Annotated in this window: 20 protein-coding genes and 1 tRNA gene; 10 read left to right on the plus strand and 11 right to left on the minus strand. The window is 47.8% G+C overall.

All coding sequences use genetic code 11. From position 1 onward, the window contains the following. Nucleotides 1-187 precede the first annotated feature (187 nt). Nucleotides 188-820, plus strand: a complete 633-nt coding sequence (locus tag M3650_RS14380) for an HAD family hydrolase (protein WP_251575708.1) — start codon at nt 188-190, stop codon at nt 818-820. Nucleotides 821-1,118: 298 nt separating this feature from the next. Here the strand turns inward: M3650_RS14380 and M3650_RS14385 are convergent, their stop codons facing one another. Beyond that, on the minus strand, nt 1,119-1,679 hold the full coding sequence (locus tag M3650_RS14385; protein ID WP_251575710.1) for a hypothetical protein: 561 nt from the start codon (nt 1,677-1,679) through the stop codon (nt 1,119-1,121). Between the two features lie 358 nt (nt 1,680-2,037). Here M3650_RS14385 and coaA point away from each other — a divergent pair, with 358 nt between their 5' ends. After that, complete coding sequence (coaA, locus tag M3650_RS14390; protein WP_019422104.1) at nt 2,038-2,958, plus strand: type I pantothenate kinase; 921 nt, start codon at nt 2,038-2,040, stop codon at nt 2,956-2,958. A 1,167-nt stretch (nt 2,959-4,125) separates the two neighbouring features. Here coaA and M3650_RS14395 read toward each other — a convergent pair. From M3650_RS14395 to M3650_RS14405, 3 genes are all read right to left on the minus strand, one after another. Next, a complete protein-coding gene (locus tag M3650_RS14395) occupies nt 4,126-5,067 on the minus strand; it encodes an AraC family transcriptional regulator (protein WP_251575711.1) in 942 nt (313 codons plus the stop codon). 25 nt (nt 5,068-5,092) lie between these two features. After that, a complete protein-coding gene (locus M3650_RS14400; protein WP_251576082.1) occupies nt 5,093-6,103 on the minus strand; it encodes a Gfo/Idh/MocA family protein in 1,011 nt (336 codons plus the stop codon). A 110-nt stretch (nt 6,104-6,213) separates the two neighbouring features. Beyond that, a complete protein-coding gene (locus tag M3650_RS14405; protein WP_251575713.1) occupies nt 6,214-6,954 on the minus strand; it encodes an aspartate/glutamate racemase family protein in 741 nt (246 codons plus the stop codon). Nucleotides 6,955-7,104: 150 nt separating this feature from the next. Between M3650_RS14405 and M3650_RS14410 the strand changes: the two genes are divergently transcribed. Next, complete coding sequence (locus M3650_RS14410; RefSeq protein WP_233696858.1) at nt 7,105-7,647, plus strand: hypothetical protein; 543 nt, start codon at nt 7,105-7,107, stop codon at nt 7,645-7,647. Between the two features lie 130 nt (nt 7,648-7,777). Here M3650_RS14410 and M3650_RS14415 read toward each other — a convergent pair whose 3' ends face one another. The 4 genes from M3650_RS14415 to M3650_RS14430 all read right to left on the minus strand — a co-directional run bounded on the left by M3650_RS14415 (nt 7,778) and on the right by M3650_RS14430 (nt 11,359). Further along, on the minus strand, nt 7,778-8,479 hold the full coding sequence (locus M3650_RS14415) for a 4'-phosphopantetheinyl transferase family protein (RefSeq protein ID WP_251575715.1): 702 nt from the start codon (nt 8,477-8,479) through the stop codon (nt 7,778-7,780). Nucleotides 8,480-8,637: 158 nt separating this feature from the next. Then, nucleotides 8,638-9,966 carry a WD40 repeat domain-containing protein gene (locus M3650_RS14420; protein WP_251575717.1) on the minus strand — a complete coding sequence of 443 codons (1,329 nt, stop codon included), beginning with the start codon at nt 9,964-9,966 and terminating at the stop codon, nt 8,638-8,640. Between the two features lie 152 nt (nt 9,967-10,118). Beyond that, on the minus strand, nt 10,119-10,508 hold the full coding sequence (locus M3650_RS14425; RefSeq protein ID WP_251575719.1) for a cupredoxin domain-containing protein: 390 nt from the start codon (nt 10,506-10,508) through the stop codon (nt 10,119-10,121). Nucleotides 10,509-10,699: 191 nt separating this feature from the next. Continuing rightward, on the minus strand, nt 10,700-11,359 hold the full coding sequence (locus M3650_RS14430; RefSeq protein ID WP_251575721.1) for a DUF1232 domain-containing protein: 660 nt from the start codon (nt 11,357-11,359) through the stop codon (nt 10,700-10,702). Nucleotides 11,360-11,629: 270 nt separating this feature from the next. On the opposite strand from M3650_RS14430, the gene M3650_RS32615 reads away from it, so the two are divergent. From M3650_RS32615 to M3650_RS14455, 6 genes are all read left to right on the plus strand, one after another. Then, a complete protein-coding gene (locus M3650_RS32615) occupies nt 11,630-11,884 on the plus strand; it encodes a DUF3973 domain-containing protein (RefSeq protein ID WP_369011128.1) in 255 nt (84 codons plus the stop codon). Continuing rightward, nucleotides 11,872-12,492 (plus strand): sporulation membrane protein YtaF, encoded by a 621-nt coding sequence (ytaF, locus tag M3650_RS14435; protein WP_251575723.1) that lies wholly within the window; start codon nt 11,872-11,874, stop codon nt 12,490-12,492. Before M3650_RS32615 ends, ytaF begins: the two co-directional genes overlap by 13 nt. A 132-nt stretch (nt 12,493-12,624) precedes the next feature. Then, nucleotides 12,625-12,697 (plus strand) — tRNA-Lys (locus tag M3650_RS14440). Between the two features lie 141 nt (nt 12,698-12,838). Next, entirely contained in the window at nt 12,839-13,960 is a 1,122-nt protein-coding gene (locus tag M3650_RS14445; protein ID WP_251575725.1) for an endospore germination permease, read from the plus strand. Continuing rightward, a complete protein-coding gene (locus M3650_RS14450; protein WP_251575727.1) occupies nt 13,932-15,437 on the plus strand; it encodes a spore germination protein in 1,506 nt (501 codons plus the stop codon). The genes M3650_RS14445 and M3650_RS14450 overlap by 29 nt, the downstream gene beginning before the upstream one ends. Then, on the plus strand, nt 15,434-16,585 hold the full coding sequence (locus tag M3650_RS14455; protein ID WP_251575729.1) for a Ger(x)C family spore germination protein: 1,152 nt from the start codon (nt 15,434-15,436) through the stop codon (nt 16,583-16,585). The genes M3650_RS14450 and M3650_RS14455 overlap by 4 nt, the downstream gene beginning before the upstream one ends. 88 nt (nt 16,586-16,673) lie before the next feature. Here M3650_RS14455 and M3650_RS14460 read toward each other — a convergent pair whose 3' ends face one another. Beyond that, a complete protein-coding gene (locus M3650_RS14460; RefSeq protein ID WP_251575731.1) occupies nt 16,674-17,555 on the minus strand; it encodes a LysR family transcriptional regulator in 882 nt (293 codons plus the stop codon). A 134-nt stretch (nt 17,556-17,689) separates the two neighbouring features. On the opposite strand from M3650_RS14460, the gene M3650_RS14465 reads away from it, so the two are divergent. Then, nucleotides 17,690-18,967 (plus strand): adenylosuccinate synthase, encoded by a 1,278-nt coding sequence (locus tag M3650_RS14465; RefSeq protein ID WP_251575733.1) that lies wholly within the window; start codon nt 17,690-17,692, stop codon nt 18,965-18,967. 99 nt (nt 18,968-19,066) lie between these two features. Here the strand turns inward: M3650_RS14465 and M3650_RS14470 are convergent, their stop codons facing one another. Continuing rightward, on the minus strand, nt 19,067-19,234 hold the full coding sequence (locus M3650_RS14470; protein WP_251575735.1) for a cold-inducible protein YdjO-related protein: 168 nt from the start codon (nt 19,232-19,234) through the stop codon (nt 19,067-19,069). A gap of 186 nt (nt 19,235-19,420) precedes the next feature. Then, entirely contained in the window at nt 19,421-19,750 is a 330-nt protein-coding gene (locus tag M3650_RS14475; protein ID WP_251575737.1) for a magnetosome magnetite crystal formation protein family, read from the minus strand. Nucleotides 19,751-19,828 lie beyond the last annotated feature (78 nt).

Here is a 19,828-nt window from a genome sequence, read left to right on the forward strand (position 1 = left end):
TTTGAGAGGCAATTCAACATCCAATCTTGCTTTCACCCTCGAAGTCCCTTGTTTTGAATCGAAATATCCGATTGTTACCATGCAATATATTCGTTATACAAATTCAATGCTAGCAAATATAATGGGACAAAGCCAGTAGGACACTTATCTTGCGTAAGGTGTGACTTCGGAACAGGAGGATGAACAATTGTATTATTGCATCATATTTGATGTTGACGGTACTTTGATTGATACGGAACAGGCGCTTATCGCATCATTGAAGCAAGTGTTATATGAAGAGCTTGGAGCGGTGTATGAAGACGAGCAGTTGCATCTCATATTGGGGATTCCCGGCCGTGACGCGCTGATGAAGCTTGAAGTGAAGGAGATTGACACAGTGCAAGCAAAATGGAATCAATATTTGCAGGAAAATGCGCATCTGACAACCGTATTTTCAGGTATCGAACACGTGCTCAAGACGCTTCATGAGAGAGGGATGGCTGCGGGCATTGTAACTTCGAAGACGCGGCAAGAATTGATCGACGACTTTGTGCCGTTTGGGCTAAGCAGCTATGTGCCGAATGCGATATGCGCCGATGATACGCTGCGCCATAAGCCCCATCCAGAACCATTGCTTGCATTTATCAAGAAATATGGCGTGGATCCGACGAAAGCCATCTACATTGGCGATACAAGTTACGATATGGAAGCTGCGCACGGAGCAGGGATCGATTTTGCTTTGGCGTTATGGGGCAGCAAGAAAGAGATATCCGGTCATGTCCGTTATCAGCTTCAATCTCCACTGGACATATTGCAGTTGATTGCCCGTTATGCCCGCTAGACGGTGCGTAATAAGAATGGCGGATTGAGAATCCCAAGCCCATCCTGGCCAAGTTAACAAACCTATCGGATTATGATAAGATTACGGAAGTGCACGGATTCATTAGGGTAAGGAGTTGCCAGGTATGACGGATACGATCGAACCGCCACGGAGATGCGACGTGGCGGTTTTTTGGACTGAAATTGTTATTTCGAACATTTCATATTGATTCGGATTCGGATTCTATCAGAAATATATAAAGACCTTTCACTGGAATTATACTGCATTGTATCCAGTGAAAGGCCTTTGTTATACTCTATTATCGTTTGACCAAGTCGACAAAGAATTGATTGTTTTTCTTCTGCACATCCATCGTCAAGTCCAATGCTTTGGCTATCATACGTATAGGTACGTACAATCTTCCGTCTCGTGCGACAGGACCGCGGTATTTTTCTTTGATTACTTCACAATAATCCGACTCAGGCTGGCAGTTCAGTTCCGGCTTGTATACTACGGCATCATTTTCCCAGCTTTCCTCGCCCGCAGCGCGAATGTTAATCTGATACCCCCGATAACTGTTCCCCCATACCAAGACCGTATGATCGCCGGCTGCAAGCTTATAGTCATGATACGTAAACAGTTCATCAGTAAGGGAGTATGTGAGCGGGAGCCCAAAAGCCGCTGCCAACTGCTTCAGCGAGACAAACATCTGTCCGTTCTGAATGAACATATCCGTTTCGTTCGCTTGCTTACCTTCCATGTAAAGCACATGTTTGACGCTTTCTTCAGCATGGACAGATGGGATTGAATCGCTCACAGTCATCGTTATCGCGGCGATCAGTCCGGTTATAACGATGGCCGTTCTTTTCATAAAGCACATGCGAGAACCTCCTCGTGTAAAAATATTTTAACTTTATGAAACACAAAAAAGAGTAGGACGAATCAACGCCCTACCCGATGTGTCCATCGAACCCAGCCCGGGTGTAAAAGGTGTCGCTCCCCGCTTCTTGCAAAAAACAGGAAATAAATCATCGACCTCTTCACACCTCCTGTCGTAAATTGTATAAATTATACAATGAGCTGCTTGAGATTACAAGTTCCATAACATCATTCATCCGTGAAAATTGTTGAACTGCGAACGGAACCTCTTGACAATTGTTTTATATTGGGGTCATTATTATTGAGACAATATGTCAATGAATCATACCGAACATATTACTCCGATTGAGAGGTATAGTATGCATATCTTCAGTCCCTACATAACAATCGAACGGGAAGACTGGTCCAGGCTTCATGAGCAATCCCGCCTGTCTTTATCTCCGGAACGATTTGAGTCCTTGAAAGGCATTAATGAGCGCATATCTGTGGACGAGGTAGAAGACATCTATCTTCCCTTGACGAAGCTGATTAACCTCCATGTGGCGGCAGCGCAGCAATTGAGAGCGACAACAGCTTCCTTTTTGCAAAAAAAGACAGACAAAGTGCCGTACATCATTGGAATCGCCGGAAGCGTTGCCGCAGGCAAGAGCACGACAGCACGGCTGCTTCAAGCACTGTTGTCCCAATACGAAGAGCATCCCGAAGTGGAAATCGTGACGACCGATGGTTTTTTGTATCCGAACCGGATACTTGAAGATAAGCGCATGATGAACAAGAAGGGATTTCCCCAAAGCTATGATACGAAGCGGCTCATACAATTTCTGACGGACATTAAAGCGGGACAAGCCGAGGTGCATGCTCCGGTCTATTCCCATTTGTCGTATGATATCATTCCAGATGAGACTATAAAGGTAAAGAAGCCTGACATTCTCATCCTCGAAGGCATCAACGTCCTGCAGGTGAGCAGGGAAGCCAGTGTATTTGTCAGTGACTTTTTCGACTTTTCCATTTATGTGGAAGCGCGGGAACCCGACTTGGAGAAGTGGTATGTCGAGCGTTTTCTGCTTCTGAGGGATACGGCCTTTCAGAATCCGACGTCTTACTTTCATCGCTATGCCGAATTGACGGAAGAAGAGGCCATTACTAGAGCAAGAAGTATTTGGAGAGATATCAACCAGGTGAACTTGACTAAAAACATACTGCCGACCAAAGGCCGCGCCAAGCTCATCCTAAGCAAGGATACCGATCATCGAATCCAGAACGTTCACCTTCGCAAGTAATGGATTCACGCTTCTAAGCATACACTGCTGTATCGAACGGGCCTATTCGCCTTCTGGCTGTCGTCGGCATCTCTCTCCTTACCTTCGTATTGCAGGGCGCTGTAAATATAGGAACCGGCCGCGATCGACCGGACGACAAAGAGGAACGTAAACTCCCTTAATTATCTCACCCCATAAAAATGGCAGTCCGGGTATGTTGTTCGGACTGCTATCGCATTATTTACTCCACGATTAGCTACAGTACGGTCGCTGCCAAGCAAATTCGAACGGTACACCAGTTCATCCAATCTATCCCTATAACTGCGGCCGCTGTAGAATCCCATAAGTTCGCATCCATAAATACCTCCTCGACACTAATAAGTTATCCAATGAAATGAGCATTTCTCACTGGAAAAGAGACACTCGACTGTACACTCGTTCTCAACCATTTAGCTTCATTCTCCCCTTACTTCAGGAAATAGTGTATTGCTCTTCTGTCTCTCACAGTTCGGGCGATGAAATAGGTGCAATCCATATGACCAACTGCTTCCTGTAATGAGGTGAGCATTCGCCCGCTGTCTCTGTACCGATTGGATGGAAGATTAGGCATATGCATCAAGCAACTTCATTACGATCATTAGAGGAATTGACCACATGGCAATCAACAGAGGAATTGGCTGCATAGCAGTCACTCAAGTAACTGGCTATCTGACAATCGCTAGAGTAACAAGATACCTGCCGCACGAGCTCTGCTAGAGTGATGACTGCTGGTATTAAACTCAGGAAAATCGATGCATTACATTTTAGGAATCATAATTATTTGACGCTTAAGTTAACATAATAATTTTTATGAACAGAGCGGTCGCTCTTCCTGCTTCAATGTCAGCACCTAATTGGATAGGTGTCCAATCAGAAAGGCTGGCCTTCTTCATACAATGAATTATTACGGTAAGGTGAAAGGGGTTCAGCATACATGGCGAACAGTTGTGCTGAATACAGAAGGTCGTCCCCCGCTTTGACTCATGCGGATATCATCCTCGTTCTTTTCCTGCTTTTGGTCATCGTATGTCTGCTGTTGTTCGGATGCTGAAGCATTCCTGACGAACTTCATTTCAGGCATCACCAGCCTGCATGCTATATGAACGAAAAAGCTCTGCTATATTTCGCATGAAATACAGCAGAGCTTCGCTATCTGGACTTGAATTCCCGCTCGCGATATTGCGAAGGGGTCATTCCGAATCGTTTGCGAAATACGGCGTGCAAATAATTTGCGCTTGCAAACCCTTCGGACACAGCAATTTTTTCAATGGGAAGCCGCGTTTCCACCAGCTTCCGGCACACCGCATCCAGCCTCACTTCCTCCAAAATAGCGCAAAACGACCGATTATCATGGTGCGCTTTCAAAATACGCTGAAGCTGGCGCGAGCTTATATTCAGCTTCTCGGCCACATCCTTCAACGTCATCATGCCCGCATAATTGGCACGAATATATTGCAGAGCGAGCCGATAGCGGTTCGCGTTCAAGTCGCGCGATGGAAGACTGGCTGGCATGTCTTTCATATCATAGGCTTTTACCGCGCGCAGCAAGATTTGGATAATGCTGTGCTTAATCGCCGTGTACGAACCTAAGGTATTGTCGCAGCGAGCCTGATAAGCTTCAAGAAAACAACACATCGCGTCATGTTTATCTATGGCTGGCTGCAGCGGCAAGGATTCCAGCATTTCAATACAATTGCCGGAGTCTGCGATTTCCCACTTATCTACATTCCGATCATCGCCGATAGATGGGGCCGAGGAACGGTCCACGATATCGATATGCAGGCATAACTCGTCCATCGCTTCGTTCGCATCGGCTTCTTGATAGTGCATGACTCCGGGGCCTGTTACATAGAACATGCCTGCGGTTAGATCGAACGTTCGATCCTCTATGATCACTTTACCTTTTCCCCGGGGAATGAAGTGGAATTCAAACTCTGAGTGTTTATGAAATCCTACCGTTTTGCCAGGTGGAAACGTCGTTAGATGGAACCGGAGCACCCGGATTTCATAATGTCCCCAGCGGATCCGCAAATCAAGGCGTTCCAATGCATCCTTACGCTCCCACATCATTTCGTATGGAAAAGAATTCATTGAATAACACCTCCTGAAATTCGGATTAGCGTTCCAGCTCCTTCAGACCAATGGCGCGGCGTTCTGCAACCGAGCGGTTGGAGGCTTCCATTAATTTGGTCAATTCCACCGCCATTCGGATATTCTCCTCTGCCTTCGTGTTATTTTGAATATGACTGACCCACTGATGGAAAGCGCTATCCCGATTGGACAACAACGGCTGTTCTTGCCAATCATGTGCTAGTTCAGCTCCTTGACGGTTAGTTCGAAGCAGAAGCTTCGCTTCCGGGGTTCCGTACAGGAGTGTTCCTTCCGTTCCATGCACTTCTACCGTGAACGGTGAATACGAATTCACGAAGCCCGCTTCGACGATGCCTACGGCACCTGATCTCGTCGAAAGCATCGAAACCGCGTTATCTTCCACCGCTTTTCCTGTAACATAGCCATATTGAGCCGAGACATCAACCGGTTCTTCTCCTAGGAATAGCCGCGTTAAGTACATTGGATGGCAGCCAAGATCGATCAACGCGCCGCCTGCACAGTCCTCCAGGCTATAAAAATGATCTGGCAGCCACCCGGCAATCGCTCCGTTATGAGATAAGCGGACACGAACCAACGTTACTTTTCCGAGCAGCTGTTGGGCCAATATTTGCTGAATCGTCAACGTATAACCATCATTCAATCGGGGCAGCGACACCGTTAACTTCACGCCGTTCTTCTCCACCGCTTCCAAAATTTCATTAACTTCTTTCAACGTGGGCGCAAGCACTTTCTCGGTGAAAATATGTTTGCCGGCGTTAGCTGCCGCAATCATCACATTCCGGTGCATGCGAGTCGGCGTATCCACGATAACGGCGTCGATATCACTGGCCAAAATGTCATCAAGCGAAGCATAGAAAGGCACGCCCAGCTTATCTGCCGCTTGCTTGCCGCGTTCCGGATTTTCATCCCATACCGCACTTATTATCGTCTCAGGGTGTTCTTCCGCCTGTTTTGTATAGTCCCAAGCATGCACGTGCCAATAGCTTAATTTTCCGATGCGAAGTGACACAGCCATCTCTCCCTTTGTATATAAAATAATGACACCTGCATTCAATATAACACAGCTCACTCGAATTAAAAGTTTAATATGGCGACATCAAGTGTTTAAATTTACGACATGAAGCATCAATCCGTTATGCACTCTTTTACAGCAGACAAGGCCGCGCCACTCGGCACGCCTATCGCAAAATCGACAGCACATTGAGCATGAATTTTTGTTGTATCATAAACGGGTATACTGCAATTATGTTGTGAGATGAGCAGCCCTATTTCAGTGCATCCAAGAATAACGGCTTCAGCTCCCTGTTGAATAAGATTATCAATAATTTTTACATAGGATTGCTTAGACTCTTCGTTAATAATTCCAAGACATAGCTCATGATAGATGATATCGTGTACAATCCCTCGCTCTGCTTCATCCGGAACCACGACATCCAGCCCATACTTGTCAATGAGTCTGCCTTTGTAAAAATTTTGTTCCATCGTGTACGCGGTTCCCAGCAAAGCGACTTTTTTTACTCCGTCTTTTATGATTTCATTCGCAGTTGCATCAGCGATATGCAGTAAAGGGATAGATACCGATTCTTCTACTTCGCTTGCCATCTTGTGCATCGTATTCGTGCAGATGACGATACAATCGGCTCCGCCAGCTTCCAGTTTTCGCGCTGCATCAATCATCATTTTTGTGGCTTCATCCCAGTTGCCTAGCTGTTGAAGGGATTTGATTTCTTGAAAATCTACAGAGTACATCAGACTTTTTGCAGAATGATGCCCGCCTAACTTTGCTTTTACTCGCTGATTTATAATTTGGTAATAAAGTAAAGATGACTCCCAACTCATGCCGCCGATAAGACCTATTGTTTTCAAAAGCGAAGCACCCCTAATCCATTTTTACTCCATTTTCGCATAAATGCTCATGCAGTGCCATGCATGCTGCCCCTTCCTTTACTGATGAGGTGCCGTTGTACTAAGATTGATTATAAATAAAGAAGGTTAGAACGACTGGAGGCATAAGCAATGTTTGACCCAACGATATTCGACAATCTGAAAGTGGTGTTCGAAGGCAAGCTGTATGATGTGGAAAGAGAAGCTGGCATACTGATCGTCGGACGCGAAGATATTATCGATCTGGCGGGATACAACCGGACGTTTCGAATGAGAGTAAAGCCGCAGGATGGCAGTTGTATCGCCGAGCTTCAAATTTCGAGCGGCTTGGCTGATTTCACCGGTGAGCTTCGCGGCATACGGATCGTTGATGAAGAGCCCGGAGCAGAGCTTCAGCTTACCTTCGAGTTGCCTGGAGAGCAGGCGGTTCACTCCCATCACGTTCATGAACAATTAACCGCTCTCTGGGCTGAATCGGCGGATATTATTCACGAGCGCTCATATCAATTAGAGCCATACGGCGATGCAGCAACGAGTATATCAGCTGAGCCAGCCGACAATGGGGTATATCGAATCAGGGCGAAGTTTCGCCAAAAAGTGAATGAAAGCCATATCGATGACATCGATTCCTTAATCGATCATGTATTGAAGTCGATTGAAGCATTGGAATCTTGAGCAGCCAGCACCTCACGGAGATTATTGAGTGTTTCGATTTCACATAGAAAACAAACCGCTCGTCCGGCGATGGAATGAAACATTCATGTCCTCCGTGCCGAATGGCGGTTTGTATATGAAAATAAGGTCTTTATGCAAGCGTCAAAACGTTTCTTCCGCTTAGCGTCTCAGTTATCGCTGACACCGTCAGCTCGCATGGCTGATCCGGGAACTCGCAGCCGCTTGCGCACACGGCTAGCATATGTTCCGGGTCGGGAGCATACATCCGGAAACGATAACGGTATTCTTGATTCCGTGCGGCCATCTGAATGTCATTCATGCCGCCTACGGTGAATGCAACGCTGTCAAGGGGGACGGTAAGCCCTGTCCCTTCCGCCTTCACGAAGCTTTCCTTCAATGTCCAAATCTTATAGAACATCGGAAGTCTTTCCGCTTCGCACAATGACAGGATCGCCTCCGTTTCAGAAGCGGCAAAGAAGCGTTCTGCAATCGACAACTCGATGGGACGGATTTGCTCGATATCTACGCCCAGCGGAAGATCCGCCACGGCGCATGCGACCCAATCCCCCGAATGGCTGACATTATAGTGATAATCGGGATGGCTTGCCGCATAAGGCTTGCCATGCGTGTGACGTTCAAATCGAATGTGTTCATTTGAACACCTGTATTGGGATATGATCAACGCGCGCACGATACATTCGGAAAGCAGCGCTCTCTTGGCGTCGATCTCTTGTCTGAAGCGAGCAATGCTACTTTTCCGCTCTTCGCTTACATAAGGAAGCAGCTCTTCCATATCCCAGCTTCCGTCAACCGGAACGATAACCAATTGCACCCGCTACACCTCCCTAATGAATGTTAGTTGTTCCACTACTATGACATTTCCAGTTCCAGACTCAAGCTTCGTTTCATGATGAATTCCTTCTTTCATCCCGTGATTCAGCTATAGCTGATACAGTCTGCAGGTTGCTTTACTGAGCAGGAAGCCATACGTTACCACTGCAAGGGCTGTTCTAGTCCCTTCCATACGATCCATCGCGCCAGTTCTCGATGTGCAGCGGTCCCTATCGCGTAAGGATCACGTTCGTCCGTATCCAAATCCAGTAGATGGAGCATGCCTCCGTATGAACCGACAGCTAGCCGCTTGCCCGAAGGACTGACCGTAATGCCCGATATCGTGCTGCCCAAAAAATGCTGCCACAACAATGCTCCGTCAAGCCTTACGGTTCTCAAATAACCGTAGGCATCTCCTAGAATCATCTCATCGCCACGAACAGCAGCGGCATACACACGGGCCCCGTCTTCAATGATATCCTCCTCTCCGGCCTCCAGCGGACTTGAGGCAAGTGCCTCTTGTATAGAAGCGGACAGCGTAATGCCATTGTAGAAATGGCAAGAATTGAACAATATGCGTTCATCATCTCCGCTAAATAAACAGCAATGCGGATAGCTGCTCTCGGGATAGATTTCTGCCTTCAAATTACCTTCCGCGTCGTATAGCAGGTGTGAGCTTCCTTGGCTTCCAAGGGCGATATGCTTCTCATCGTGCGACAGCGCAGCATGAACCATATCAAGCCAGATGGCTTCAACATCGTCACTGCTCCAATCCTCGATTTCTTCTGCAGACGGATGAAGCAGATTCGCTACTCCGGCTTCAATCAGATAGATTCCTAGATTGGACACAACAATCAGCTTCTTACCGTCAGCAAACGGGATAATTTCCGTAAGTTGCTCATGAGGCTGCTCTGCGTCCGCCAAGGACTGCATAGGACACCCCAAACTCTTAATGGAGTCGAGTATGTCGTTCCAAGAAAAAGAGTGCAGCAGCTCTCCTGTCAAATCATTATGTATTCCACGTAAAGTGCGGATGCCTTCCTCGTCGACAATCGCATACGTTTCACAATTAGGAGAACGACCGACGAGCGTGATATGCTCGAATTGCCTCGTGTCCCCTTCTTCGCTGACGACATATACGCAGCCCGCTTCCCAGGTTGCGCCTGCTCGGAAGACAATGGTATGCTCATCGATGAAAAACAATGATTTCACCGCCTGAATTCTATCCTCGAACGTTCCCAATAACGGCCACGTGGCCGGCGGAAGCGCGCTGCGCAGCTGTTCGATATCTCCTGCTTCATTCGCGGCGGCTACCATTCCGAATACTTGTTCCGCCAGCTCGCGGCGGCCGTCCTCCTGCAAAGCACCCTCGTCCACTGCATCCCAGCCCTCGGTCAACCCTTTGCGCACAAATTCATTGACATCCTTGGCGTACCGCTCTCCTTCTTGACGCCATCGCATGGCAACGATTTCATTCAACCACGTCATATCTTCACCTCTCCAATTCGCTTCCTTAATGCAACGAGCTCTTTTTCCATTATATACGAAGCTCATGTAGACGGACATGAACGAATTGCTGACAAAACAAAAACGCATGATCCATGAATTGATTGGACCATGCGCAGCTTATTATCTAATCCTTACTCAACGATGATCTTGCCGACCATATCATTATGACCGGTGCCGCACATAATCGAGCATTTGAATTCATATGTTCCCTCTTTGTCAGCCACAAACTCAGTCGTTCCCGGCGAGTCTAGCTTCACTTTCAAATCCGGTATTTCTACACCGTGCATCCCTTGACTATTTTCAAGCGTCAATTTGACCGTTTGGCCCTTCTTTACCCTGATTTCTTTCTGATCAAATTCAAAATTGGACGCTTTCAAGGTGACGGCTTGCACATCGCTCGAAGAAGCGTTGGCCGGCGTGCTTTCTCCTTGCGCCGCTGAATCTTTTCCCGAGCTGCCGCATGCAGCCAAAGCCACGGCGAGAAGAAGTGTGGATGCCGCAATGGCAAATTTCTTATTCACATCAATGCCCCCTCAACTCATTCACCCTGTTCACGAATTGCCGCGAACGGTTCAGTATTGGAAAAATGTTCTTCCCTGTTATCTATTGTAGCTATAAATTAAATCACAATTATTAGTCCAATATGAACGGAAGGTGAACGATGTTTGAACGAACAGTGACAAATACTGGATCGGATGCTCCCGCAATTCGCTCAAGCAATCGAATCGTCAGAGGAAGACAGACGCTCCATGGCGAGCTGCACAGCTATGACATCATCGATATAGCCGATAGGGAACAAATAGTCCGGAATAATATCTGCCGACAAAATAAAATACAAGAGCGCGCTTCCCAAGATATACCGATCTTCTGGAGTTACGCGTTCGTCGCAATATTTTGAGAACATGTAATGCAATTGATTGATGAAGGGCCCCCATCCGCTTACTTCTTTCACTTTGCTATGAAAAGATTCCAAAATGATGCGGTTCCCTTCTTCCGTTTGCGCATATTGCTCATATTTCGCCAGTTCTTGGCGAACGTGCTCTGCCGTCACCTGATAATCCAGCAGCCGGATAGAATGCAGCAATTCCTGAATGGTCGCCACGGAATCACCGATCTCCTCGCGCAGTTCTTTATGCTGCGTCCCTTTATTCAATCCTACCGCTTCCAGCAATTTATCCATCGGGAGATGAAGGTGCTCCGCGAATCGGCGCAGATGTTCGAGCTTTGCCGGCTGCTTGCCGTTGATAATTCTGGAAATCGTTGCTGTATCGATATTGGTGAGCCCGCTTAATTTTCGCATGGAAAGGGATTGTTGCTTCAACGAATCTTTCAACAGCATTCCCAAGTCCTCTGTCCCTTGATGGTCCGGCATTGTCAATTCAATCCTTTCCTGTGAAATATAGAACACGGTCTATCGCTATCAGTATATGCACGAATGAGGAACGTCTGCTCACCAATCTTGCCGTCTTTCGCCTATTTCATCATTTTCGGCAGGCCTAGATCGCAATGTTGAAGATTTCTCAATTCATAGCTCAGCCCGATGCACCTTTCTCAACAGATGCACATAACATATCTCAACAGTCAGACCCACAGGGTCGGCGTAATGACAACAAGAAGGGGAGATGGTAACATGTACTATTGTATGTCATGTCTGCATTACCACCTGGAAAGTGACAGGGATGCTCACGTATTCAAGAATGTGTACTACATCGATGAGGTATTCAAGCAGCAATTTCACATGGGCGTGTGCAGTGAAAACAAGAAGAGGAAACCTACAAAAATCGTGCCCCCATCCTATTCTGAATCGTCCCACACTATGATGAATGAGATGCGTCTTTTACTTCATGCCCACACGGAACACAATGACAAGGAGGTGCTTCAACAATGGCATGGTTAATGATTTTGGGGCTTGCGGCGGCATCGAGCATTGACAATTTAGGTGTAGGCATATCGTATGGAATCCGGAAAATTCGCATCGGCTTACTCTCGAACTCCTTTATTGCGGCCATTTGCTTCTTGTTCAGTATGTCAGGAATCTTATTCGGTCAATGGATTTCAACCATTCTTCCCGGCATTCTCCCAACCTTATTGGCAACATTCATATTGCTGGTCGTCGGAGTGCGCATCGTGCTGCTGACCGTGCCCCGGAGCAAGCGGGCTTCTGCTCCTGATACAGGGAATATCGGCCTCGAAGGTTTAATATCCAATCCGGAAAAAGCCGATTTAGACCGTTCCGGCAACATTAACCTTATCGAAGCCGCTATACTCGGCGTCGCTCTTTCCGCAAATGCATTGACCAATGGTCTCAGCGCTGGATTAATCGGGCTGTCCCCTATCGCCATATCATTGACGGCGGCAATTGGCAGCTTCATCACCCTATGGCTGGGTGCGATTATCGGCCAGAAGGTGGCCAACATACGCATAGGCTCCTTCACTGTAGGGCAATTCAGCACCGTATTAAGCGGAGCCATCATTATAGTGGTTGCATTCAATGCATGGCTGTAAAGCAACGCCTATTAGAATCGCAGACCGCTCCTTCCTAAAGGAGCGGTCTGCGGTTCGGCCTCTGCCGAACGAGGCATATATTGGTTGACCCTTTACGCCCATTATATGTTATGATTAACATATAAACATCGAAGGTCCGTAGCTCAGTTGGCCGAGCAGGTGACTCTTAATCATCAGGTCGTGGGTTCGAGCCCCACCGGTCCTACTACTTTTATTAAGAAGGCAGCAACCAGCAGGTTGCTGCCTTCTTTTTGCTGTTTATGGGATGATTTTCATGGATTCGACTAACACTAATGGTTGTCAACGCAATACTGCAGCATAATAACTGCACGAAGGAGAACAGATGATGTCGCCACGCCATTCCATTACCTATCTGCAAACCTGTTTCATATTGGTAATGTCCACGGGGCTGTTGAACCATGTTACTGTCATACCGCTTTTGTTGCGGCAAACTCATAAAGATGGTTGGATAAGCGTATTGTTGGCGTTGGTTCTTACCCTTTGCTGGATCCCGCTTCTCATATGGATTATACGCAAGAAAGGAACCGATGCCCTGTTCCCATGGCTTTGCAAAATAAGCGGAGCGGCAACAGCGTGGATTATCACGCTGCTGTTTGTCGCATATTTGCTGCTGGCTGCGTTTGTCACGTTAAAGGACACGTCCACATGGTCGAAAATATCCTATTTGCCGAACACGCCGATAGTTGTCATTACCGCTACAATGGTCTTGCTTTCGCTAGCGAGCGCGCTTGCCGGCATTCAGGCTATCGCCATTTGCGCGGGAATCCTTCTTCCGGTCGTCATCATACTAGGCTATTTCGTGATGGGAGCAAATTTCCAATTCAAAGATTATTCACTTATTCTGCCGGTACTGGAGAATGGCATTGCCCCGGTCATACGCGGATTGGTGCTTATCGGAGGCGGGATGGCAGAATTGATTGTTGTCATTTTGCTGCAGCCCCATCTTTCGAAGAAGCCTGGCTTCTGGGGGATGGCGGCGTTGGCAGTCATTTTGGCCGGACTGACCATCGGCCCTTATCTGGGCTCAATCGCCAACTTTGGAGCTGCCAATGCGTCCTCGATGCGTTATCCCGCTTTCGAGCAATGGAGAATTGTAACGGCGGGAAAATATATCGAACATGTAGACTTTCTTTCCATCTATCAATGGTTATCTGGTTCGTTTATCAGGATTTCGTTGGAGTTGTTTCTTATTTTGGATTTATTGCCGCTGCGCGGCCCGCACCAACGAGTCGGCGCCGGGCTGTTGGCAGCGGTCATTCTATGCGCAGCCATACTTGCGGATAATGATGACATTCGTTTTGTAGAAATGCTGCATTCCTTTTATTTTCCTGGCGTAACCTTTGGGCTTGTTCTGCTGTCATTGCTGCTTGCTCTTCTGGCCGCCAGCCATCAACGACAATCCAAAGGAGCGGCTGCACATGAACAAGAACCTTGTTCCGACTCCTAACCCGTTCAATGAGCAAGCAGAACAGCTGCCGTTAACTATCGAACGTTTATTGGCATGCCTGACTGGATGCGGTGATATCCGGAGCGAGATCCATTTATTTGGTCCCAGCAGTAATTTTTATAAAGTTACATTAATTTATTGCGATGGCCTGGCAGACATTAAGCAGTTGAACCAATATGTCATTCCGCAATTGAAGGCGTTGCTGGAAGATGCGCATTCCTTGGACAGCTTGCTCCGCAACAATCCGCTTGCGCTGCAGCCGTTCGATCCAACGGCAGGAATACAGGCGGCGGAGGCAGTCCTGTTCTCGGGTCAGCTCATCATCGGATTTGAACGGGACAACCTATTCTACTCTGTCAATATTGCAGACCCGCCGAATCGCTCCCCCGAAGAGTCGAATACGGAAATTTCAATAAAAGGTCCGAAAGATGGTTTTACGGAGAGCTTGTCCACGAATGTGGCACTCATACGCAAGCGGATGCGGACCCGTTCGTTGAAGTGCGAGACCTATTCCATAGGGCTGCGCAGCCAGACTAAGGTGTCATTGCTGTATATAGCGGATATCGCGAATCCGGATATGTTGAATGAAGTCAGACAACGGATCGGACAGATCGATACCGACGCCGTCGTAAGCAGCTCCCAGCTTGGAGAAGCGCTAGGCGATTCGCAGTATGCCTTGTTCCCGCTGCTCGATTATATTGGGCGCCCCGACTATGTCGTGCAAGCGCTTGTGCGGGGCCGCTTCATCATCATTGTCGATGGATCGCCAATGGTGCTGATCGGTCCAGCCAATTTGGTATTGACGCTTAAATCGCCGGAGGATATCCATTTTCCTTATTTCTTTGTGACGTTTCAAAGAATATTGCGTATCATCGGCTTGCTCGTTTCCATTTTTATGCCGGGGTTCTGGATTGCCTTGATCGCATTTGGTCTGGAGCAACTGCCATTTCCGCTCTTGGCGACGGTTACGACTTCCCGTCTGGGGCTGCCATTGTCCGCGCCCATGGAAATGATTCTAATGCTCGGCTTATTTGAAATTTTCCGCGAAGCAGGCATCCGCTTGCCGAAAGCGGTTGGCCAGACCATCGCCGTCGTTGGAGGCTTAATCGTCGGGGATGCCTCTATTCGTGCCGGACTTAGCTCGCCTACGACGCTCGTCGTGGCAGCCGTTACTGCAGTTGCCACCTTTACGCTTGTCAATCAGACGTTAAGCGGCACGGTCAGCATCTTGCGTCTGCTCGTGCTCATTGGTTCATCCGTGCTCGGCATGTATGGTTTTTTCTTGATGATGCTGGCTATCCTTGTTTATTTGTCGACATTGCAATCTTTCGGGATTCCCTACCTTGCTCCGTTGTCGCCTCCTATTTTCAAAGACATGCTCAAGTCGCTGTTCGGTGTTCCGGTCAAATGGCTGAAACGGCGTCCGGCGATGCTGAATACGACCGATGATACGCGGCAAGGAGATGACTCGACATGAGGATGCGCAACGCATGCATCCTGTTCGGCGCGTGCTGCATGATAATACTCTCGCTGGCAGGCTGCTGGGATATCCGAAGTGTGCAGGACATCAACTATATCGCCGCCCTAGGTATCGACTACAAGGATGGTAAATATGTCGTGTATACCCAGTCTCTAGACTTCTCCAACGTTGCCAAGCAAGAAGGAATGAAGAGCACAGGCAAAACACCGGTGTGGGTCGGGCGTGGCGAGGGCTACTCGCTCGATTCTGCCGTTAACGACTTGTATACCACTTCTTCGTTGCAAATTTTATGGGATCATACAACGGTGATCATTTTTAGCGAACATGCGCTGCAACAAGATGTGAATAAGATGATCGATTCAGTATTTCGGTTTTCCGGAATTCGATACACGCCATGGGTCTTTGGGACAAAAGAATCTATCCCTGATTTATTTACCTTGCCGATTCCTTTCAACCAATCCCCCGTTGCATCCATACTCCATGCTCCGAATGATGTGTTAAAGCAGCAAGCTTATATTCCACCCGTTCAGCTCTATCGTATGGTTGTGGAATTGAATGAGCCGGGATCCACACTGCTGCTGCCGAGTATGTCGATCAATAAGAAGAAATGGACGGAGAATGATAAGGAAGTCGACCAGTATCAAATCAACGGCGTATATGCGCTTCAAGACGGCATCTTTCGAAGCTGGTTCAATCTAAAGCATATGCATGGCATAAGATGGCTATCCGAGAAAATCACACGAACCCCCATCAATATCGGCAGCGGAGAGAAGCCGGAAGCCGTGCTTGCGCTGACCAAACCCAAATCGAGCCTTTCCGTTGCTATTCGTGGTCTCGATCCCAAGTTCAAGCTAAAAATAGATGTCAACGGCTACATAGAGGAAGTAATGGGGAGTTTGAGCGAAGCAGAAATCATCTCGCTTGCCAAGCAAGAAATACGTGACGAAGTACGCCATACATGGGAACAGGGGCTTCGTAAAAAGGTCGATGTGTACTCGCTGCGGAAGTATGTCTACCGGAATTGCAACAAGAAGTGGAAACGAGCGCAAAATGGAGCATTGCTGCAACTGACACCCGACTCGCTCGATTCGATCGAGGTCAACGTTCATATCGAGCATGCTGGAATGAACCGGTTGCGCCGTTAGGAATGCCTTGGCAGTGGATGGCCGCCGCTAGGGCATTCCGTAATTTTGCACGAGCGCGGATTCAATCTCCAGCGTAATGTTCGTTCTTTCACGTTTGCAGCAACTGGAGGAATTGAGTGGCCGCCACGGAGAGCGGCATTTCTTTCGATGTGATGATCCCGATGCTGCGCGGGGGAATCGGATCTTCGAGCACGATCTCGTATAGAATCCCCTGCCTCAGCTCATCACGGATATAATCCTTCACCACGCAAGAAATCCCCAGGCCTATCCGTGCAAATTGGACCAATAGATCAACGCTGCCCAGTTCAATTTCCGGTTGGATATCCATACCCGCAAGCTGAACATAGCGGTCGATATACCTTCGTGAGCTGCTCCCTTTTTCGAGCAGGATAATCGGATATTCACTCATTTCTTGCATAGAAACAGGCTTCGTTGCAACATGCTTATATTTTTCTCCAGCAACAAAACAATCCTGAATGACGGCGATTTCGCAAATTTGGATTTGTTTGTCCTCGATCGGCAAGTTGACGATGCCGAAATCGATCTTCCCCTCCTTCAACAATTGAACGGTCTCTAACGAAGTCCGGTTGGTGACTTGAATTTTAATATCGGGAAAAGATGCATGAAAGCTCTCCAGATAAGGCAATAAGTAATGCTTGCATAGGCTGTCGCCCGCTCCAATGCGAACTTCGCCGCACAGCATTTGATGCATTTCGGCCACTTTCCTCTCCGCGGCAGCTAAGAAGCCATATGCTTGCTCAATGTGCTTGAACAGCACCTCCCCTTCTGCCGTTAACGCCACCCCTTTCGGTGTCCGGGAGAACAGCTTCCCGCCCAGCGCCATTTCCAGCTGCTTTATTGCATAGCTAACGGCAGGCTGAGTAATAAACAGAGCTGCTGCAGCTTTGGAGAAGCTGCCCTGCGTGGCTGTCACATAGAACACGCGATACCAATCTAAATTTGTCCTCAATACATAAACCACCTTTATATCAAACATAAAAGTTATTAATTATATTTATTTAAATACTTTCATTATAATGAAGATACAGAAAGGTTTCAATGTTGACAACAGTTTAATCAAATCGGTTATATGGAGGCGTTAGGATGACAGTAACAGCGATTGTCGGAGCGAATTGGGGCGATGAAGGCAAAGGGAAAGTGACGGATGCGCTTGCGGCGGAATCCAACTATGTCGTTCGTTATCAAGGAGGAAGCAATGCAGGACATACCATCATTAATGGCTATGGAAAATTCGCACTCCATTTGCTTCCGTCTGGCGTATTTCACCCCAACGTTGTCAATGTGATTGGACCAGGGGTGGCACTCGACATGACTGCTTTATTGTCGGAGCGCGACGCTCTGTTGGCCAGAGGCGTGCCGGAGCCAAAGTTGCGCATCTCTGATCGTGCGCAGGTAGTCATGCCCTATCACCGTATGTTTGACGAGCTGGAAGAAGAACGATTAGCAGATCGTAAATTCGGTTCTACCAAATCGGGCATCGCGCCCTTTTATTCGGATAAATATTTCAAATTAGGTATACAGGTTGCGGATTTGTATCAAGAAGCGCGGTTAAAGTCACGCATCCAAGCTTCACTTGAAGCAAAGAACGTGTTGTTAACTCATCTGTATAACAGACCAACGCTGGATGTGGAGGCATTATTGCCACAGTTATTGGAAGAGGCGGAGAAAATAAAACCATACTTGTGCAATACGACAGTCTTGCTGCAAACAGCGCTGCAAAACGGTGAATCCATCTTGCTGGAAGGACAGCTAGGTGCGCTGCGCGACCCGGATCATGGGATATACCCTTACTCCACTTCTTCGTCTACATTGGCGGGCTTCGCTGCGGTCGGTGCGGGACTGCCTCCGTCTGCGATCAGGCATGTGGTCACCGTCGTTAAAGCGTATTCCAGCTGTGTAGGCGCCGGACCGTTCGTCTCCGAAATCGCGGGCCAGGAAGCGGATGAATTGCGGCGGCGTGGCGGTGACGCCGGAGAATTCGGCGTGAAGACTGGACGTCCGCGACGCATGGGATGGTTCGACGTTGTGGCTACCCGATATGGATGCGCTGTGCAGGGTGCTACCGAAGTTGTGCTGACCAACCTGGATGTGCTTGGTTATTTGCCGGAAATACCGGTGTGCGAGGCATATGAGCTTGACGGGGTCGTATCGGGTCATTTCCCTGTATCGGCCCGGATTGTTGAAGCGAGACCCGTATTGAAATCCCTGCCCGGATGGATGTCCGATATTTCCGGCATACGCCGCTTCGATGAATTGCCGCAGCAAGCCCGAGATTATGTGCTGTACATTGAACGCCAGCTTGGCGTGCCGATTCGCCGGATTTCCGTCGGACCGAATCGTGAACAGATGATAGAAAGATAAACGTTATCGATGTAAAATCTTCGTAGCAAGCGAAAAAAACAGAACCGTGTACGCGACCTGGATTTGCTGCGGTTCTGTTTATGCGCTTATGTAATTTTATTAAAATTCCGATTTCCGCTTGCGCGGTTGCGGCTTCATCTTGTTCTGAACGGCAGGCAGGTGCTTGATGCTTCTGAGCATGGGGCCGTTACAGAGCGGACAGCTTTGCTCGGCAGTTGCAAATTCGTCTCTCACCCACGCCTTGCACTCCGAATTTCTGCATTTCAAGATTTTAGTTGGCAATAATTTCGGCTTTGTGTCTTCGCTTGTTGTCACTTCTATTACATCCCTTTCTTATCTGCGATCGCATCCAAACGCCGATAAAATATATCATTAAACTAAAATTGAAGTCAAAGAAAACAAAAACCATCCACCCCCGTTTAGAGAGTGAATGGCTGGCTAACCAAGCTCTGATTACTTTGCGATAGATGAACTGTTCAGCACGCGCACGCCTTTCACGATATTCCAGAAGAAATAATAGACTCCGGTAAGTATGAAGGCTGCGTAGGTCAAAAATAAACCGATGCCAAATGTCGCTATATCCTGAACACCGAATCCGACCGCAGCAGATATCGCAAGACCGATAACAACAGACAAACACGGAATGAGATGCGTCCACAGCGCTTTTTTAGCGTGAACCTTCACTTCATCTGTTGCAATAAGAAGTACGATAATAGGAAACAGCAGCGGTGCGAATAGGATGCTGAAATAACATAAAGACGATAACACATGATTGGATCTCACCAAGACCACCTCTTCATTTTGGCTTGCTAATTTGATTGATTACAATACTATTTTTACATACCAGTCGAAAAAGTGCGA

Source organism: Paenibacillus sp. MER TA 81-3 (genome assembly GCF_023713585.1).
Taxonomy (GTDB): domain Bacteria; phylum Bacillota; class Bacilli; order Paenibacillales; family Paenibacillaceae; genus Paenibacillus_B; species Paenibacillus_B profundus.

What these genes read in the sequence shown, in the direction of transcription:
- M3650_RS14420 (WP_251575717.1), bottom strand. Translation starts at nt 9,966, where the DNA reads ATGACGTGGTTGAATGAAATCGTTGCCATGCGATGGCGTCAAGAAGGA.
- coaA (WP_019422104.1), top strand. Translation starts at nt 2,038, where the DNA reads ATGCATATCTTCAGTCCCTACATAACAATCGAACGGGAAGACTGGTCC.
- M3650_RS14400 (WP_251576082.1), bottom strand. Translation starts at nt 6,103, where the DNA reads ATGGCTGTGTCACTTCGCATCGGAAAATTAAGCTATTGGCACGTGCAT.
- M3650_RS14410 (WP_233696858.1), top strand. Translation starts at nt 7,105, where the DNA reads ATGTTTGACCCAACGATATTCGACAATCTGAAAGTGGTGTTCGAAGGC.
- M3650_RS32615 (WP_369011128.1), top strand. Translation starts at nt 11,630, where the DNA reads ATGTCATGTCTGCATTACCACCTGGAAAGTGACAGGGATGCTCACGTA.
- ytaF (WP_251575723.1), top strand. Translation starts at nt 11,872, where the DNA reads ATGGCATGGTTAATGATTTTGGGGCTTGCGGCGGCATCGAGCATTGAC.
- M3650_RS14465 (WP_251575733.1), top strand. Translation starts at nt 17,690, where the DNA reads ATGACAGTAACAGCGATTGTCGGAGCGAATTGGGGCGATGAAGGCAAA.
- M3650_RS14395 (WP_251575711.1), bottom strand. Translation starts at nt 5,067, where the DNA reads ATGAATTCTTTTCCATACGAAATGATGTGGGAGCGTAAGGATGCATTG.
- M3650_RS14430 (WP_251575721.1), bottom strand. Translation starts at nt 11,359, where the DNA reads ATGCCGGACCATCAAGGGACAGAGGACTTGGGAATGCTGTTGAAAGAT.
- M3650_RS14450 (WP_251575727.1), top strand. Translation starts at nt 13,932, where the DNA reads ATGAACAAGAACCTTGTTCCGACTCCTAACCCGTTCAATGAGCAAGCA.
- M3650_RS14385 (WP_251575710.1), bottom strand. Translation starts at nt 1,679, where the DNA reads ATGTGCTTTATGAAAAGAACGGCCATCGTTATAACCGGACTGATCGCC.
- M3650_RS14445 (WP_251575725.1), top strand. Translation starts at nt 12,839, where the DNA reads ATGTCGCCACGCCATTCCATTACCTATCTGCAAACCTGTTTCATATTG.
- M3650_RS14455 (WP_251575729.1), top strand. Translation starts at nt 15,434, where the DNA reads ATGAGGATGCGCAACGCATGCATCCTGTTCGGCGCGTGCTGCATGATA.